This window comes from Bacteroides acidifaciens, assembly GCF_903181435.1.
Taxonomy (GTDB): domain Bacteria; phylum Bacteroidota; class Bacteroidia; order Bacteroidales; family Bacteroidaceae; genus Bacteroides.
Map to the genome: position 1 here is coordinate 1,082,914 of NZ_CAEUHO010000004.1, position 19,216 is coordinate 1,102,129.

Below are 19,216 nucleotides of genomic sequence, written 5' to 3' on the forward strand. Positions count from 1 at the left end.
AAAGGCTGCCTGTTCTATAAAAGAAGGGCAGCCTTTACCTTATAATTATGTTTATTTCCAGACGAAATGTATTACTCTTGAGAGAAACGTTTCACCTGCTCTTCGATTAATTCCTTATCATCGAAATAATTAATCTTCATCGCCTTCTTCACATCAGCCAAAGTCTCGGCAGCCGTAGCTCTTGCCACTTCGCAGCCTTGCTGAAGCATCTCGTAGATAGCAGGAATATCCTTGCTGAACTCTTTGCGGCGATTGCGAATCGGCTCCAAAGTTTCTTGCATAATGGAATTCAGGAAACGTTTAACCTTCACGTCACCCAATCCGCCACGTTGATAATGTGCTTTCAATTCAGCCAAGTTCGGATAATCCGGCAGGTAACGTTCAAAATGCTCGGGGCGGCAGAAAGCGTCGAGGTATGTAAATACGGTATTGCCTTCAATCTTTCCCGGATCCTGTACGCGGAGATGTCCCGGGTCGGTGTACATACTCATGATTTTCTTCTGGATTTCTTCCGGTTCTTCAGACAGGTAGATACAGTTGCCGAGTGACTTGCTCATCTTTGCTTTACCGTCAGTTCCCGGCAGACGCAGGCAAGCTGCATTGTCCGGCAACAGGATTTCCGGTTCCACCAATGTCTCACCATATATATAGTTGAAGCGGCGGACGATTTCGCGTGCCTGTTCGAGCATCGGTTCCTGGTCTTCACCGACGGGGACAGTCGTAGCACGGAATGCTGTGATGTCCGCAGCCTGGCTGATAGGATAGGTGAAGAAACCTACGGGGATACTTGCTTCAAAGTTGCGCATCTGGATTTCCGATTTCACGGTCGGGTTGCGTTGCAGGCGGGATACGCTTACAAGATCCATATAATAGAAACTGAGTTCGCATAGTTCCGGTATCTGCGACTGGATGAAGATGGTAGCTTTGGAAGGATCTATTCCGCATGCCAGATAGTCAAGGGCAACCTCAATTACATTCTGGCGTACCTTCTCCGGGTTGTCTATATTGTCTGTCAATGCCTGTGAATCGGCAATGAAGATAAACATCTTACTATAATCACCTGCATCCTGCAAGTCAACTCTGCGTTTCAATGAACCTACATAGTGTCCGATATGGAGTCTTCCGGTAGGACGGTCACCAGTAAGTATGATTTTCTCTTTTCCCATTGTTATTACCTTATTATTATAGATTTAGCGACAAAGATACAGATAAAAACTGAAAGAAGCATTAAAATGAAGTCACTTCACTGTAAAAAAATGAACGTTTCTTTTTGCCATGTGCAAAATATGTCGTTACTTTGCAAAAATTTTGAAATCGACAATGAACCAACAAGAAATCAGAAGTAAGTATTACCTACATTCGGATGTTTTTCACCCGGAAACGGCAGGCTTCTTCTCTTTTCTCCAAAAACGATATTTTAGTTCTTTGGTAATGCGTTAATCCTTTTTTGAGGGTAACGCATTTTTTTTGTGAACGAACTTAGAAATAAAACTTATTATAACAACAAAAGAAATGGAAAAGGAAATCAAGAAAGTTCTCGTTTTGGGCTCTGGAGCACTCAAAATCGGACAAGCCGGAGAATTTGACTACTCAGGCTCACAAGCACTGAAAGCTTTGAAAGAAGAAGGTATCAGCTCAGTATTGGTAAACCCGAACATCGCAACCATTCAGACTTCTGAAGGGATTGCTGATAAAGTGTATTTCCTTCCCGTAAATACTTATTTTGTAGAAGAGATTATCAAGAAAGAAAAACCGGACGGTATCCTGCTGGCTTTCGGTGGACAGACTGCACTGAACTGTGGTGCTGAACTTTACACACAAGGTATTCTTGATAAATACGGAGTGAAGGTACTTGGTACATCGGTAGAAGCTATCATGTACACGGAAGACCGCGACCTGTTTGTGAAGAAACTGGACGAAATCGAAATGAAGACTCCTGTCAGCCAGGCTGTAGAAAGCATGGAAGACGCGATTGCCGCTGCCCGCAAGATTGGTTATCCTGTGATGGTACGCTCGGCTTACGCATTGGGCGGTCTTGGTAGCGGTATCTGCGCAAACGAGGAAGAATTCCTGAAACTGGCTGAAAGCTCTTTCGCATTCTCCAAACAAATCCTGGTAGAAGAGTCTCTGAAGGGTTGGAAAGAAATCGAATTTGAGGTAATCCGCGATGCTAACGACCACTGCTTCACAGTAGCCAGCATGGAAAACTTCGACCCGCTGGGTATTCACACTGGTGAGTCTATTGTTGTTGCTCCTACTTGCTCATTGGACGACAAGGAATTGAAGATGTTGCAGGATTTGTCTACGAAATGTATCCGTCACTTGGGTATCGTGGGTGAATGTAACATTCAGTACGCTTTCAACTCAGAAACGGATGATTACCGTGTGATTGAAGTGAACGCCCGTTTGAGCCGTTCTTCCGCTTTGGCTTCCAAGGCTACCGGTTATCCGTTGGCATTCGTTGCCGCTAAAATCGCTTTGGGTTACTCGCTCGACCAGATTGGTGAGATGGGTACTCCGAATTCGGCTTATCTTGCTCCGCAGTTGGATTATTATATCTGTAAGATTCCCCGTTGGGACTTGACGAAGTTTGCCGGTGTTTCTCGTGAAATCGGTTCAAGCATGAAGTCGGTAGGTGAAATCATGTCTATCGGCCGCTCTTTCGAAGAAATCATCCAGAAGGGCCTTCGTATGATTGGTCAGGGTATGCACGGGTTTGTTGGTAACGACGAGCTTCATTTCGATGACCTTGACAAGGAACTTTCACGTCCGACAGACTTGCGTGTGTTCTCTATCGCACAGGCTTTGGAAGAAGGATATACAATCGACCGTATTCATGAACTGACTAAGATTGACCCTTGGTTCCTTGGCAAACTGAAGAATATCGTTGATTATAAGGCGAAATTATCTACATATAATAAGGTGGAAGATATTCCGGCTGACGTAATGCGCCAAGCTAAAGTTTTAGGTTTCTCTGACTTCCAAATCGCTCGTTTCGTCCTGAATCCGACTGGAAATATGGAGAAAGAAAACCTTGCCGTACGTGCTCACCGTAAATCTATGGGTATCCTTCCGGCTGTGAAACGTATCAATACCGTTGCTTCCGAACATCCGGAACTGACTAACTACCTGTATATGACGTATGCGGTAGAAGGTTATGATGTGAACTATTATAAGAATGAAAAATCAGTAGTTGTACTGGGTTCGGGTGCTTACCGTATCGGTAGCTCCGTGGAATTTGACTGGTGTTCGGTGAACGCGGTTCAGACTGCACGCAAACTGGGTTATAAGTCTATCATGATTAACTACAACCCCGAAACGGTTTCTACTGACTACGATATGTGCGACCGTCTGTACTTCGACGAACTTTCGTTCGAACGTGTGCTTGACGTAATCGACCTTGAACAACCCCGCGGCGTCATTGTCTCTGTAGGCGGACAAATCCCGAACAACCTGGCTATGAAACTTTATCGCCAGTCGGTTCCTGTATTGGGCACTTCTCCGATTTCTATCGACCGTGCCGAAAACCGTAACAAGTTCTCTGCTATGCTCGACCAACTGGGCATCGACCAGCCGGCATGGATGGAACTTACCAGCCTTGAAGAAGTGAAAGGTTTTGTAGAGAAAGTAGGCTATCCGGTATTGGTTCGTCCTTCTTACGTTCTTTCGGGAGCTGCAATGAATGTCTGCTACGATGACGAAGAACTGGAAAACTTCTTGAAGATGGCTGCCGAAGTTTCTAAGGAATATCCGGTGGTTGTTTCTCAATTCCTCGAAAATACAAAAGAAATCGAGTTCGATGCTGTTGCTCAGAACGGTGAGGTGGTAGAATATGCTATCTCCGAACACGTAGAGTTTGCCGGTGTCCACTCCGGTGACGCTACGCTGGTGTTCCCGGCTCAGAAGATTTATTTTGCAACTGCACGCCGTATCAAGAAGATTAGTCGTCAAATTGCTAAAGAACTCAATATTTCCGGTCCGTTCAATATCCAGTTCCTGGCCCGTAATAACGAGGTGAAAGTTATCGAGTGTAACTTGCGTGCTTCACGTAGCTTCCCGTTTGTATCTAAGGTGCTGAAACGTAACTTTATCGAGACAGCTACCCGCATCATGCTCGACGCTCCGTATAGCCGCCCGGACAAGTCGGCATTCGACATCGACTGGATTGGTGTAAAGGCTTCTCAGTTCTCATTCTCGCGTCTGCACAAGGCTGACCCTGTATTGGGCGTAGATATGTCTTCTACCGGTGAAGTGGGATGTATCGGTGATGACTTCTCGGAAGCATTGCTGAACGCAATGATTGCTACAGGCTTCAAGATTCCTGAGAAAGCGGTTATGTTCTCTTCCGGTGCGATGAAATCGAAAGTTGATTTGCTGGATGCCAGCCGTATGCTGTTCGCCAAAGGTTATCAGATCTACGCTACTGCCGGAACTGCTGCTTTCCTGAACGCTCACGGTGTGGATACTACTCCGGTTTATTGGCCAGATGAAAAATCGGGTGCGGAAAACAATGTAATGAAGATGATTGCCGACCACAAGTTCGATTTGATTGTCAACATTCCGAAGAATCATAGCAAACGCGAATTGACAAACGGTTACCGTATCCGTCGTGGCGCAATCGACCATAACATTCCGTTGATTACAAATGCCCGCCTGGCAAGTGCCTTTATCGAAGCATTCTGTGAACTGAAACTGAATGATATTCAGATTAAGAGCTGGCAGGAGTATAAATAAAATGCTTTAACAGTCTGACTTAAGATAAGAAAACTCCCTCTTTGGAATGTCGAAGAGGGAGTTCTTTTTTTATTGCTTTCTTTTTTTATTTGCTATTATCGTTTGCTTACACGATAATTGTACACTTTCAGATTTTCTATCCGGCTATTGAAATCTCCGGCTTTTTCCAGCGGGAAAACTAATGTACGGATATAGTTCATCGAGTCTTTTCCGGCATTGAAGTAAAGTTTCTGCATATTCATTTCTTCGATAACTTTTCCGTTTACTCTAAGTGTAGTGCTGCGGCTGTCACCTTCGATTTGGATTGAGGCTTTCTCTCCCGGATTTACCTTATATGGGAAAGTGTTCAAATAACCGTCGCGTGCAAAACCCATCATGCCGCGAATCGGGTCTGTCAGATAGAATACGGCATTGGGCGAACGGAATAGTTCAGTTCCGCTTTTCTCCTGTGCTCCGGTAATGTCGAAACTGACTGTATAGTCGTAACCGATTTCGGGATAATCGGAAGTGCTGCCGGGGACAATTGTTGGGCGTTCGTAGACTAATGCGGGGCTTTTGCCGATTTTTCCCATCTGGTTTACTCCGGGCGCTTCGCTGATAGCGGCACGCTTTTCATTGTATGCTTCGTAAGGCAGGCTGGTTTCTTTGCCTGTCCACATTTTCACGGCAAGGGTTTGTAGGGCAGGGAATACACGGTGATGAATATCTTTCACGGAAATTCCATTACCTACATGGTCGTTCCAGACGGCAAACATGCCACCAAGAATGGCAGGATGCTTTTCTTCAAATACAGCTTTGCCGATATGTGCCGGTGTCCATTTATTATATAAGAATGATTCGTTGAGGTAATCATAGTAATATCCGGCTATGGGAACTAGGTAAACCATTCCGTCGGGTATGCTGATAAGCTGATAACCGTCTTTTATCATGGTTGCCGGGTCGGCATATCCATTATACCAGGCGTTCATAATGACATCTTTTGACTTGACGGGAGTGTCGCCTTTGGCATGGGTGAGGGCGCCCCATATTACAGCCTGTTTGCCGAAGCTTTCTACCAGGCGGATATAATGGTCGGTGAAAGCCCGGAATTTTTCTACTACGTCTTTCTTTGCATTTGAGTATTCGTCGGTGCCGATATGTACGCGTTTACCTACAAACACGGGATTGTCTCCTTCCAGATATTCCTTGAGCAGCGCGTCTACGAATTCGTAAGTTTCCGGTTTGAACAGGTCAAGGTGGTCCATACCGTATTCTTTGCTGCCGATTTCCGGTTTGTAGTGGGCGAATGCCAGTGAATGTGCGGGGATATCAATCTCTGGTATGATTTCTATAAAGTTGGCTGCTGCTTGTTTTTGGAAATCAATAAATTCTTTTTTTGAATAAGAACCGTCACGGGCAGTCAGTCCCGGATAAGTGTCCGACTCCAGGCGGAAAGCGGCATATGTCTTATCCCAGTTGTGCTCGAAATATTGCTTGAACCCGTTATCGTTCAGATGGACTTGCAAGGTGTTCATCTTATAATAAGCCATGATTTTCACCAAGTCCTGCAGATAAGGCATCGGGATAAATTTCCGACCACAGTCTATCATGAATCCACGGATAGGATAGTCGGGATAATCGCGGATGGTTCCTTGGGGAAGTTGGTGGTCGGCGGTTTGTTCCGCTATTTGCAGAAGGGTGCGTGTGCTCCAGTAAAGCCCGGTAGGAGTGGGGGCGGAGAGCGTCACACGGTCGGCTATTTTGATGGCGTAGCCTTCTTGTCCTAATTTCTTGTCGGTCGAAAGGGAAAGAATGAAATCTCCGGCTTTAGCTTTGCCTTCCGTTACGCTCAATGTTTGTCCGAACATTTGTCGGTAGTCATCTGCAAACATATGGGCTACTCTCAATAGTTCGGAATCAGAGGAAGTGCAGACGATTTTCGCATCCGTTCCGGGGATGAAGCTACCATCCTTTCCCGTCCATTGTTTCAATTCGGGGATAACGAACGGTTTCGGATTAACGGCAGCGTGGGATAAATTCCCTGTTAAAAAAAAGATAGTCAATAAGAATACCACTTTTAGTGGAATCAGTGTGTGTCTCATAAGGGGGCTTTTTTGTTATTAATAAATGATTAAAGTTAATTATGTGGTGAAAGTAAGGATAATTTAGCTATTCATCCGTAAGAGAAGCGATTTATTTTTTATTTTTGTTTTTTGAAAAGAAAAAATCAGATTTAGACATGTTAGTACTTCTATCCTGTGCCAAGACTATGAGCGAGACTTCAAAGGTGAAAACTCCTTTGAATACAATCCCGCGTTTTCAAAAAGAAGCGTCCGAAGTTGCTTTGCAGATGTCGCAGTTTTCTGTGGACGAATTGGAACGTCTGCTGCGTGTGAATGCTAAGATGGCTGTTGAGAATTACAAGCGTTATCAAGTGTTTCATGCGGAAGACACGCCACAACTGCCTGCTTTGCTGGCTTATACCGGCATTGTGTTCAAACGCCTGAATGCAAAGGATTTCTCTAAAAAGGAATTTGAATATGCGCAAGAGCATTTGCGTCTGACTTCCTTCTGTTATGGGCTGTTGAGGCCATTGGATGTCATTCGTCCCTATCGGTTGGAGGGGGATGTCGTATTGCTGGAACTGGGAAATCAGACTGTGTTCTCTTATTGGCGGTCGCGCCTGACGGATACCTTCATAGAAGATATAAAGAATGCAGGCGGAATACTTTGCAATTTAGCCAGTGATGAGATGAAAAGTCTGTTTGACTGGAAGCGGGTAGAGAAAGAGGTGCGTGTCATTACTCCCGAATTTCACGTGTGGAGAAATGGGAAATGGGCTTCGATAGTTATCTATATAAAGATGTCCCGTGGTGAAATGACGCGTTTCATCTTGAAAAATAAAATAGAAAATCCGGAAGAACTGAAAAGTTTCTCTTGGGAAGGATTCGAGTTTAACGAATCTCTTTCGGACGAGAAAAAGTTTGTGTTTACGAATGGTAAAGAGGTATAAAGTATGACGGAAATAAAAAGGTGCACAGTGGTCAGTGACTTTCTAGATTCAGAAAACTGAAAGTTGGACGAAAAAAAACTTTTTTTGTTGTTTGCTGATAATCAGTAGTTTTATCAAATAAGTAAAAACTTTCTTGAAAAATAATGCGGGAAATATTTGCAGGTTTCAAAAAAAGCCGTACCTTTGCATCGCTTTTGAAACGGAAGTGTAAGGGCGTTTAGCTCAGCTGGTTCAGAGCATCTGCCTTACAAGCAGAGGGTCGGCGGTTCGAATCCGTCAACGCCCACACGAAAAACGAAACACTTCCGGCTCATAAACAAGGGCGTTTAGCTCAGCTGGTTCAGAGCATCTGCCTTACAAGCAGAGGGTCGGCGGTTCGAATCCGTCAACGCCCACTACCAAAAGGGAAGTCTTACGAAGAGATTCGTGAGACTTTTTTTATTTCTTACCGCTTTTATACAAACTTTCTCTAACCTTTTGTCTTATAACTCAGGAAAAAGAGTTAATTTTGCAGTCTGATAATTATCTAAGAAAACGTATGGAACTTGATGTATTAACGGCCATATCTCCGATTGATGGTCGATATAGAGGCAAAACTAAAGCTTTGGCAGCTTATTTCTCTGAATTTGCACTGATAAAATACCGTGTACAGGTAGAGGTGGAATACTTTATCACCTTGTGCGAACTTCCCTTGCCGCAACTAAAAGGAGTCGATAGCAGCGTGTTTGAAACTTTACGGAACATCTACCGTAACTTCTCTGAAGCAGACGCACAGCGCATTAAAGATATCGAGAGTGTGACTAACCACGACGTGAAGGCCGTAGAATACTTCCTGAAAGAAGAATTTGACAAGATGGGCGGAATGGATGACTATAAGGAATTCATCCACTTCGGACTGACTTCCCAGGATATTAACAATACGTCTGTTCCTCTTTCTGTCAAGGAAGCATTAGAACAAGTCTACTATCCGCTGATTGAAGAACTGATTGCACAGTTGAAAACGTATGCGACAGACTGGGCTAATATCCCGATGCTTGCCAAAACTCACGGTCAGCCGGCTTCTCCTACCCGTTTGGGCAAAGAAGTGATGGTATTCGTTTACCGCCTGGAACGCCAGTTGGCAATGTTGAAAGCCTGCCCGATTACCGCCAAGTTCGGTGGTGCTACCGGAAATTATAATGCACATCATGTAGCATATCCCCAGTATGACTGGAAACAATTCGGTAACCGCTTTGTAGCGGAAAAACTGGGACTGGAGCGCGAGGAATATACTACGCAGATTTCGAACTATGATAACCTCTCTGCTGTTTTTGATGCAATGAAGCGTATCAATACCATTATGGTAGATATGAACCGTGACTTTTGGCAGTACATCTCTATGGAGTACTTCAAGCAGAAAATCAAAGCCGGAGAAGTGGGCTCAAGCGCCATGCCGCACAAAGTGAACCCGATTGACTTTGAAAATGCGGAAGGTAACCTGGGTATCGCAACCTCTATTCTGGAGCATCTGGCTGTGAAACTTCCGGTTTCCCGTTTGCAGCGTGACTTGACCGACTCTACCGTTCTGCGTAACGTAGGCGTGCCTTTCGGTCATATCGTGATTGCTATCCAGAGTTCTTTGAAGGGACTGCGCAAGCTGTTGCTGAACGAACCGGCCATTTACCGTGATTTGGATAATTGTTGGAGCGTGGTAGCTGAGGCTATTCAGACCATCCTGCGCCGTGAGGCTTATCCGCATCCGTATGAAGCTTTGAAGGCTTTGACCCGGACTAATCAGGCGATTACAGAAAGTTCTATTAAGGAATTTATCGAGGGGCTGAATGTAAGCGAAGATATTAAAAAAGAGTTAAGAGCGATTACTCCGCATACTTATACGGGGCTTTAATTGTTTACTTATACAATAAACGTGTTTTTTAAATAGGCCGTGAGGCCAAAGTCTAATTTTATTCGAATAAAAAAATGAGCACAGAAAACGAAGAATGGCGCGAAAATTCTTTCAATGAAGAGAATTCAGGTGCCGGCCGTGATGGTAACAGGTCTTACAACAGAGAAGGTGGAGAACGTCCGTATCGCCCTTCTTACAACCGTGAAGGCGGGGAGCGTCCGTATCGCCCGCGATTTAATACCAACAATGAAGGTGGAGAACGCCCACAGCGTTCTTATGGCGACCGCTCTTATGGCGACCGTCCTCAACGCCCTTCTTACAATCGTGAAGGTGGCGACCGCCCGTATCGTCCTCGCTTCAATAACAATGAAGGTGGTGAACGTCCGCAACGTCCTTACAACCGCGAAGGTGGTTATGGCGACCGTCCCCAGCGTCCTTCTTACAATCGTGAAGGTGGTTATGGCGACCGTCCTCAACGTCCTCGTTTCAATAGCGAAGGTGGTGACCGTCCTCAGCGTCCTTCTTACAACCGTGAAGGCGGTGACCGTCCATACCGTCCCCGTTTCAATAACGGCGAAGGTAGCGACCGTCCTCAGCGTCCTTCTTACAACCGTGAAGGTGGTGACCGTCCGTATCGTCCCCGTTTCAATAACGGCGAAGGTGGCGGCTATCGCAGCAATAACGGCGGTGGCTATCGTCCGAGATACAACAACGACCGTCAGGGCGGATACCGTCCTCGTCCGCGTACAGGCGATTATGACCCGAATGCGAAGTATAGCCTAAAGAAGCAAATCGAGTACAAGGAGCAGTTTGTTGATCCGAACGAACCGATTCGTCTGAATAAGTTCCTGGCTAACGCCGGTGTTTGTTCACGTCGTGAGGCTGACGAATTTATCACAGCAGGCGTAGTTTCTGTAAACGGTGAGGTAGTTACTGAATTGGGTACAAAAATCAAACGTTCGGATGTGGTTAAGTTCCACGAAGAACCGGTTAGCATCGAACGTAAGGTATACGTACTGTTGAACAAGCCGAAAGATACCGTAACTACATCGGATGACCCACAGGAACGCCGTACGGTAATGGATTTGGTGAAAGGCGCTTGCAACGAACGTATTTATCCGGTAGGACGTCTTGACCGTAACACGACTGGTGTACTGTTACTGACGAATGACGGTGATTTGGCTTCCAAGCTGACACATCCGAAATTCTTGAAGAAGAAAATTTATCATGTTCATCTGGACAAGAACCTGGCTAAAGCGGACATGGAGCAGATTGCGGCCGGTATCCAGTTGGAAGATGGTGAAATCCATGCAGACGCTATCAGCTATACGGATGATTTCAAGAAAGACCAGGTAGGTATCGAAATCCACTCCGGCAAGAACCGTATCGTTCGCCGTATTTTCGAATCACTGGGTTATAAAGTAATAAAACTCGACCGTGTATTCTTTGCCGGACTGACCAAGAAAGGTCTGCGTCGCGGAGACTGGCGTTACCTGTCGGAAGCAGAAGTAAACTACCTCCGCATGGGTTCGTTTGAATAATAAGTTAATAAATAACAACTTGACAGAGGACGGGGAAAGAAAGCAGGAAGAAATGAATCTTGCGTTTTAAGCCTCGTCTTCTTGTATCTAAAAAGAATAAGTTAAATGGAAAAGATTGGTAGAACAAAAATTGTAGACCTGTTGAAGCGCACGGATATCGGCGCTATGGTCAATGTGAAAGGATGGGTTCGCACCCGCAGAGGTAGCAAACAAGTAAACTTTATCGCACTGAATGACGGTTCTACAATAAATAATTTGCAGGTCGTAGTAGATTTGGCTAATTTCGACGAAGAGATGCTGAAACTGATTACCACCGGCGCTTGTATCAGCGTGAATGGTGAAATGGTGGAATCGGTAGGTTCCGGTCAGAAAGTGGAAGTGCAGGCTCGTGAAATCGAAATGCTGGGTACTTGCGATAATACATACCCATTGCAGAAGAAAGGTCACTCTATGGAATTCTTGCGTGAGATAGCCCATTTGCGTCCGCGTACCAATACTTTTGGTGCAGTGTTCCGTATTCGTCACAACATGGCGATTGCCATTCACAAGTTTTTCCATGACAGGGGCTTCTTCTATTTCCATACACCGATTATTACAGCTTCTGACTGTGAAGGTGCCGGACAGATGTTCCAGGTGACTACCATGAACCTGTATGACTTGAAGAAAGACGAAAGAGGTTCCATCTCTTATGAGAACGACTTTTTCGGTAAGCAGGCAAGTCTGACCGTATCCGGTCAGTTGGAAGGTGAGTTGGCTGCTACTGCTTTGGGAGCCATCTACACATTCGGGCCTACGTTCCGTGCCGAGAACTCTAATACTCCCCGCCACTTGGCAGAGTTTTGGATGATTGAGCCGGAAGTTGCTTTCAACGACATTATTGACAATATGGATTTGGCTGAAGAGTTCATCAAATATTGTGTGAAATGGGCGTTGGATAACTGTGCGGACGACGTGAAATTCTTGAACGATATGTTCGACAAGGGATTGATTGAACGTCTGCAAGGTATATTGAAAGATGATTTCGTACGTTTGTCTTATACAGACGGTATCAAGATTCTCGAAGATGCCGTAGCAAAAGGTCACAAGTTCGAGTTCCCGGTTTACTGGGGCGTAGACTTGGCTTCGGAACACGAACGTTATCTGGTAGAAGAACACTTCAAACGTCCGGTTATCCTGACTGATTATCCGAAAGAAATCAAAGCTTTCTATATGAAGCAGAATGAGGACGGCAAGACGGTACGTGCGATGGACGTTCTTTTCCCGAAAATCGGTGAAATTATCGGCGGTTCCGAACGTGAATCTGATTATGACAAACTGATGACCCGTATCGAGGAAATGCATATCCCGATGAAGGATATGTGGTGGTATCTGGATACCCGTAAGTTCGGTACTTGTCCTCACTCCGGTTTCGGACTCGGTTTCGAGCGTTTGTTACTTTTCGTAACGGGCATGTCGAACATCCGTGACGTGATACCGTTCCCGCGTACACCGAGAAATGCTGATTTCTAATATTTCGGTATATTTATGTAAGACTCGCATAATCTTTCGATTATGCGAGTTTTTTTATGCCATTCATTGTTCTATTCTCAAAATAAATCTTTATATTTGGGGATACGCATAGGAGAGTGTTAACTAAAATAATACGACAATGAAAAAGCTCTATTTCTTTACCATGCTTTCAATAATGTTGTTGGCGGTAACAGGTGCGATGGCCCAGAAGAAAACTAAATTCAAAGCGGGCGAGTTGAAAGGTATTTGGCAACTTTGCCATTATGTGTCGGAATTTCCCGATGTCCCGGGAGAGTTGAAACCCAGTAATACATTCAAGGTATTGAGTGACGACGGAAGAATCGTGAACTTCACCGTTATCCCCGGTTCCAGTGCGATTATTACAGGATATGGGACATGGAAACTCTTGACGGACGATTCTTATAAAGAAAGTATAGAAAAGAATATCCATCTTCCGATGTTGGACAATCAGGATAATATTCTGGAATTTGAAATCAAGGACAGTGATTACCTGCATCTGAAATACTTCATCAAGAATGATTTGAATGGAAATGAACTGAATACTTGGTATTATGAAACTTGGAAACGGGTGGAAATGCCGTCTAAGTTTCCGGAAGATATTGTGAGATAAAAATATCGTTTTTTGTCAGGCACGGATTTCACGGAATACTGTACTCTTGTTATACTTGATTACAGTGTCTTTCGTGAAATCCGTGCCTGTCTTTTGTGTAAAAGATAAAAACGAAGCGTTTTTGGACGAATTCAAAGTCGGTTGAAATAGAAACGGAAATGAAAAGGAAGATATATAAACTCCGTTTCTCGGCATTGCTCTAATTTTGCTTACATCAACAATAGTAGAATTATAACAATGAAAAACAAACTTTTAGTGGCGGTAGGAAGTATTGCTTTCCTGACTGCCTGCAATGCTCCGAAAGGAAATGAGATGCAATGGTTCGACCATGCGGTGAAAACATCCGGGCATCAGTTGCTCTATATGGCAGAGCAATTGAAGAACGAACCGGACACGGCTTGCTTCCCCCGTTCCATAAAAGAGGGAAAGTACAGGCTGGAACACCCTACCGACTGGACGAGTGGTTTCTATCCCGGTTCGATGTGGCTGGCATACGAGTTGACCGGGGATGAGGCGTTGGCAAAGGAAGCACGCAAGTACACGAACCGTTTGCAGGATATGCAATATTATACCGGTAACCATGATTTGGGCTTTATGATGTTTTGCAGTTACGGGCAAGGTATTCGTTTGAAACCGGAACCGACCGACAGCCTGATTCTTGTCCACTCTTCCGAAAGCCTATGTTCCCGTTATAGCCCGAAAGTAGGATTGATTCGTTCGTGGGATTTCGGCGACTGGAGTTATCCGGTGATTATTGATAATATGATGAATCTTGAAATGTTGTTCTGGGCTTCGGAACAGACAAATAATCCTACCTATCGTGATATAGCAATTTCCCATGCCGACAAGACATTGAAGAATCATTTCCGGGCGGACATGACTTCCTATCATGTGGTAAGTTATCTGGCGGACAGCGGCGAGGTGGAGTCGAAAGGAACATTCCAGGGATATGCCGATTCTTCCGCTTGGGCGCGTGGCCAGGCGTGGGGAGTATATGGATATACCATGTGCTACCGTTTCACCAAGCAGCAGAGTTATCTGGATGCCGCTCATAAAATAGCCCGGTTTATTATCGACCACCGTCCGTCGGAGAACGATTACATTCCTTACTGGGATTATGATGCTCCCAATATTCCGAATGAACCGAGAGATGCTTCTGCGGCTGCTGTAACAGCTTCCGCATTACTGGAACTAAGCGGATATGGTGATAAAAAACAAGGAGAGGAATATTTCCGTTACGCGGAGAACATTCTGAAGCAATTATCATCCGAAGAATATCTGGCGAAAGAGGGAGAAAATCATGGTTTCATCCTGCTGCACTCTGTCGGCAGCTTCCCGCATGATAGTGAAATTGACACTCCGTTGAATTATGCCGATTATTACTATCTGGAAGCAATGAAGCGTTATAAAGACCTAAAAGAGAAATTGGATAATTAATAGTATTAGTTTTTAGGTAGATGCCGGTTCTTTATATGAGTTAAAAAATAGGGTTCCTTTATAAGATTGAATTGAAAATTCCTATCTTTACAATGAAAACTTCAACGTTTAGCTCATGAAAGACCGGCATTTGCTATTTAAGTACATATTCGGATTATCCGTTTGCTTCCTGTTTTTTCCTTTATATACCGTGTTGGCTGACAACAGCCCTATCCATTTTAAGCGGTTGTCCGTAGACGACGGACTGTCGCAGAACACTGTGCTTGCCTTGACGCAGGACCATAATAACAAAATCTGGGTAGGTACGATAGACGGACTGAACTGGTATGAAGGTTCCCGTTTTGCGTCTTACTATAAAGCGACGGACGATACGACAAGTCTGGCGAATAACCATATTTATTCACTTCACACCGACCCGGAAGGCGCGGTATGGATAGGCACTCAGGTCGGTTTGTCCCGTTATAATATTGTAGGAAACAACTTCACCAACTATTCCTCACCGGACAACCAGCCGATGCAAGTATTTGCTATCGGGGAGCCGGAAGAAAGCGGTCGCCTTTTGCTTGCCACTAATACAGGCTTGATGATTTTCGATAAAAAGACGGGACGGATGAAAGCACAGCCGGAGCTTGCCGGGAAAACAATCTATTCTGTTTGCCGGATGAATGACGGCTTCTTGCTGGGTACTTCGGAAGGTGTCTATTTCTACTATGAACGTAATGAAAACGTGACACGGCTACTGTTGCAACTGAAGGGAGAAGTCATATCCGATATGTTTTATGATGACAGAACCGGAAATTGCTGGCTGGCTTCATTGACTAACGGGGTGTATTGCGTAGATAATAATTTTCAGATAAAACGGCATTATAACAAACAGAATACCCCTGCCTACTTCCTCACAAATTCCGTCAGAACCCTGTGTCAGGATGATAAGGGAAGAGTCTGGATAGGAACGATGGAAGCCCTGCTTATCCTCGAACCGGAAACGGAGTCTTTTCAAATCTGCCGTTTCTCTCCCGAAGACCCTACCTCGTTGGGGCACAATTCCATTCGCTCTATCTTGAAAGATAATCAAGGCGGTATGTGGGTGGGTACGTTTTACGGCGGACTTAATTATTACCATCCTTTAGCTCCGGCTTTCGGACGCTTGCAACATTCGACCTGGTGGAACTCTCTGAGTGACAATAGCGTGAATTGTATAGCCGAGGAGCCGGACAGTGAGAATCTATGGATTGGCACAAACGACGGTGGACTGAATTACTATAACCGGAAAACCGGAGTCTTTTCTTTCTTCCGGGCGGGGACTTCCGCCAATTCTTTGAAGTCTGATAATATAAAATGTATATGGACGGATAAAGACGGCAGTGTCTATATCGGTACTCATGGCGGGGGACTGAGCCGACTGAACCGCCGGAGCGGGAGAATAGAGACATACGATTTCCCACATTCGATTTCTCTGAACAACAGTTGTTATTCTTTATTAGACGGGGCGGACGGAACGCTTTGGGTAGGCGGCATGAACGGGCTTTACCTTTTAGACAAACGAACGGGAGTACTTTCACTGCATCCGTTGGCTAAAAAACATGGGAAGTTGGAGAATGTATTGATATATACATTGTTCCGCGATTCAAAAGGAAGGATATGGATTGGAACAGAAGAGAGTCTGTTCCTGTATGCCGGTGGGAAACTGGAAGAATTACATCTTTCCTCTTCGGCTTATCTGCATGGGCTGATACAAGCCTTTTGTGTGTTGGAAGACAGCCATCACGATATTTGGGTAGGTTCTTCCACGGGGCTATACCGTTATAAGGAAGGTACATCGACCGCTTGGGAACAATATACAATGAAAGACGGTCTGCCGAACGACTTTATTTATAGTATACTGGAAGATGAGCGGGGGCGTTTGTGGCTGACTACCAATAAGGGGCTGGCTTGTTTCAACAGGGAAGAAGGTACTTTCCTTAATTATACGAAGCAGGACGGGCTTCCGCACGACCAGTTCAATTATTACGGAGCTTGCAAGGCGCAGGATGGTACATTCTTCCTGGGTTCTTTGGGCGGTGTTGCCTATTTCAAGCCTTACGAACTGGGGGATAATCCGTATTCTCCGAACGCAGTGGTTACAGGAGCGGTAGTCTTCAATCAAGTGATTACGGACATGAAAAGCGACCGGGTGCGTTATTATCAGGACGAGCAGGGACGAATGTTAGGCATGTCGTTTCCTTCCGACCAAAAACTGTTTAATATCCGTTTCGCTGTTATCAATTATCTGGCGGGTAAACGGAATCAATTCATTTACAAACTGGAAGGATTTGAAACGGAGTGGAACTATTCCCGTCATGTATCGTTTGCGCGGGCGAGTTATTCCAATCTCCCGCCCGGGGAATATGTGTTCAAGGTGAAGGCATGCAACAATAACGGAAAATGGAGCGAAGCGACTACAGAATTCTTTGTGCACATCATCCCGATGTGGTATCAGACTTGGTGGGCAAAGACGCTTTTCGTACTCTTTTCCGTAGGTCTTCTCGTTTTTATTGTATATTTCTTCATCGCCCGTGCCAAGATGAAGATGCAGGTGCGAATCGAACAGATAGAGCGAAGCAAGGTAGAAGAAATCAGCCAGGAGAAAGTACGTTTCTATATGAATATGTCTCATGAACTGCGTACGCCGTTGAGCCTGATACTAGCTCCGTTGGAGGAACTTTTGGGACAGAAAAATCTGTTGGATACTCTTGTGCAGCAGAGGTTGGATTATGTGTATAAGAACGGGCGGAAGTTGTTGCACATTGTCAACCAACTGCTTGATTTCCGTAAAGCCGAGGCGGGCGCGTTGCCTGTTCATGTTGCGCTGACAGATGTAGAAGGGCTGTTGCAGGACGTTCTTGTCATGTTCAATGAGAATGCGCAAAAGCGTAATATAACTGTTAGTATGAAATCAGACCTGGCGGCGGGACGACTGCTTCCGGCAGACAAGACGTACTTGGAGACTATTCTGATGAATCTGCTTTCAAATGCCTTTAAGTTTACACCGGACGGCGGAAGTATTTCGCTTTCTTTAAGTGCGGAAGGGGAAACATATAGCTTCACTGTAAGGGATAGTGGTATCGGCATGTCTGCGGAACAGCTTACCCGTATTTTTGAACGTTTCTATCAAGTAGACGGTCAACGGAAAGGAACGGGTATCGGGTTGTCATTGGTGAAAATGCTGGTGGAGAAACATCACGGGACTATTACCGTGGCAAGTGAGCCTAATCAATATACGGAATTTAAAGTCACTTTACCGGCCAATATAAATGCTTTCACAGAGAAAGAACGGGAAGTACCGGAACATGAAGCCGAAGCGTTGGAACATGAAGCCAAAACTGACGCTTCCTTCCGCGAACTTCCGGTTGTTGATGAATATTTCTCCGGCGACATACCGGCTGCGGTTTCTGAGGAAACGTCCGGGGACGACAGTCAGATAGAGGCTACCGGTGAAGAAGAACGTCCCACTATCTTGCTGGTGGATGATAATAAGGAAATGGTAGATTATCTGAAAGAGAATTTCCGCCGGAACTATGTGACCCTTACTGCCGGAAACGGAGAGGAAGCGTTGGCTATCATGAAAGAGCATCGGGTGGACATCGTTCTTTCCGACGTGATGATGCCGGGAATCGACGGGATTAAACTTTGCCAGCTTATCAAAAGAAACCTGCAAACTTGCCATATACCAGTGCTTCTGCTGTCAGCCAAAGGAAGTGTCGACGCACAGACCGAGGGTATTCAAGCGGGAGCGGACGATTACATGGCAAAGCCATTCTCCATCCAATTGCTGAAAGGCAAAATCGCTAATCAGTTGAAAGCACGTCAACGCCTGAAGCATTATTATTCTAATACGATTGATATTGATACTGCTAAAATGACTTCCAACAACTTGGATGAAGAATTCATGAGCAAAGCGATTCAGGTGGTGGAAGAGAATATCAGTAACGAGGACTTTACATCGGACGAACTGGCAAGCAAGCTTTGTATGAGCCGCTCGTCACTTTATCTCAAGATGAATTCCGTATCCGGTGAACCACCCGCTAACTTTATCCGGCGTATCCGTTTCAATAAAGCCTGCAAACTGTTGCTGGAAGGCCGCTATTCCATTTCTGAAATCAGCGGTATGGTAGGTTTCGGCTCTTCTTCTTATTTCTCTACCAGTTTTAAGAAGTATGTCGGCTGCTTGCCATCGGAATATGTAAAGCAGCACGCTAAATAATAATATCGAACTTGCATAAGACTAATTCTTTAGATACAAAGAGTTAGTCTTCATTATATATGATTTTATTCGTCTGACTACAGTTGAACTTTCGTCTGACTATAGTGATTCTTTCGTCTAACTATAGTCAGACGAAAGAATCACTATAGTCAGACGAATAAAATTATGCATCACCGGAGATAGTTTTATTCGGTTTGTTTTTTAGAGTTTCGGATGTTCTGATTTAATAGTATGTGAATGCTTT

The 19,216-nt window shown here is 44.9% G+C and carries 10 protein-coding genes and 2 tRNA genes; 10 read left to right on the plus strand and 2 right to left on the minus strand.

Annotation, left to right across the window (positions count from 1 at the left end):
* Positions 1-71 precede the first annotated feature (71 nt).
* A complete protein-coding gene (gene trpS, locus CLIN57ABFB40_RS16135; protein ID WP_175631022.1) occupies positions 72-1,166 on the minus strand; it encodes a tryptophan--tRNA ligase in 1,095 nt (364 codons plus the stop codon).
* A gap of 346 nt (positions 1,167-1,512) precedes the next feature.
* Here trpS and carB point away from each other — a divergent pair, with 346 nt between their 5' ends.
* Positions 1,513-4,734 (plus strand): carbamoyl-phosphate synthase (glutamine-hydrolyzing) large subunit, encoded by a 3,222-nt coding sequence (gene carB / locus CLIN57ABFB40_RS16140; RefSeq protein ID WP_175631023.1) that lies wholly within the window; start codon positions 1,513-1,515, stop codon positions 4,732-4,734.
* A gap of 95 nt (positions 4,735-4,829) precedes the next feature.
* Here carB and CLIN57ABFB40_RS16145 read toward each other — a convergent pair whose 3' ends face one another.
* Positions 4,830-6,815, minus strand: coding sequence for a family 20 glycosylhydrolase (locus tag CLIN57ABFB40_RS16145; protein ID WP_175631024.1), 1,986 nt, complete (start codon positions 6,813-6,815; stop codon positions 4,830-4,832).
* Between the two features lie 137 nt (positions 6,816-6,952).
* Here CLIN57ABFB40_RS16145 and yaaA point away from each other — a divergent pair, with 137 nt between their 5' ends.
* The 9 genes from yaaA to CLIN57ABFB40_RS16190 all read left to right on the plus strand — a co-directional run bounded on the left by yaaA (position 6,953) and on the right by CLIN57ABFB40_RS16190 (position 18,972).
* Positions 6,953-7,726, plus strand: a complete 774-nt coding sequence (gene yaaA / locus CLIN57ABFB40_RS16150; protein WP_175631025.1) for a peroxide stress protein YaaA — start codon at positions 6,953-6,955, stop codon at positions 7,724-7,726.
* Positions 7,727-7,937: 211 nt separating this feature from the next.
* Positions 7,938-8,012 (plus strand) — tRNA-Val (locus CLIN57ABFB40_RS16155).
* Positions 8,013-8,046: 34 nt separating this feature from the next.
* Positions 8,047-8,121: transfer RNA gene (locus tag CLIN57ABFB40_RS16160), tRNA-Val, on the plus strand.
* A gap of 143 nt (positions 8,122-8,264) precedes the next feature.
* Positions 8,265-9,611, plus strand: coding sequence for an adenylosuccinate lyase (gene purB, locus CLIN57ABFB40_RS16165; RefSeq protein WP_175631026.1), 1,347 nt, complete (start codon positions 8,265-8,267; stop codon positions 9,609-9,611).
* A 74-nt stretch (positions 9,612-9,685) separates the two neighbouring features.
* The gene (locus CLIN57ABFB40_RS16170) at positions 9,686-11,152 is read left to right on the plus strand and encodes a pseudouridine synthase (protein ID WP_175631027.1); all 1,467 of its coding nucleotides are present in this window, start codon (positions 9,686-9,688) and stop codon (positions 11,150-11,152) included.
* Positions 11,153-11,257: 105 nt separating this feature from the next.
* Positions 11,258-12,661, plus strand: coding sequence for an asparagine--tRNA ligase (asnS, locus tag CLIN57ABFB40_RS16175; protein WP_175631028.1), 1,404 nt, complete (start codon positions 11,258-11,260; stop codon positions 12,659-12,661).
* A gap of 139 nt (positions 12,662-12,800) precedes the next feature.
* Positions 12,801-13,292, plus strand: coding sequence for a DUF4488 domain-containing protein (locus CLIN57ABFB40_RS16180; RefSeq protein WP_175631029.1), 492 nt, complete (start codon positions 12,801-12,803; stop codon positions 13,290-13,292).
* Positions 13,293-13,529: 237 nt separating this feature from the next.
* Positions 13,530-14,729, plus strand: coding sequence for a glycoside hydrolase family 88 protein (locus CLIN57ABFB40_RS16185; protein ID WP_175631030.1), 1,200 nt, complete (start codon positions 13,530-13,532; stop codon positions 14,727-14,729).
* Between the two features lie 115 nt (positions 14,730-14,844).
* Positions 14,845-18,972 (plus strand): hybrid sensor histidine kinase/response regulator transcription factor, encoded by a 4,128-nt coding sequence (locus CLIN57ABFB40_RS16190; protein WP_175631031.1) that lies wholly within the window; start codon positions 14,845-14,847, stop codon positions 18,970-18,972.
* Positions 18,973-19,216: the final 244 nt, after the last annotated feature.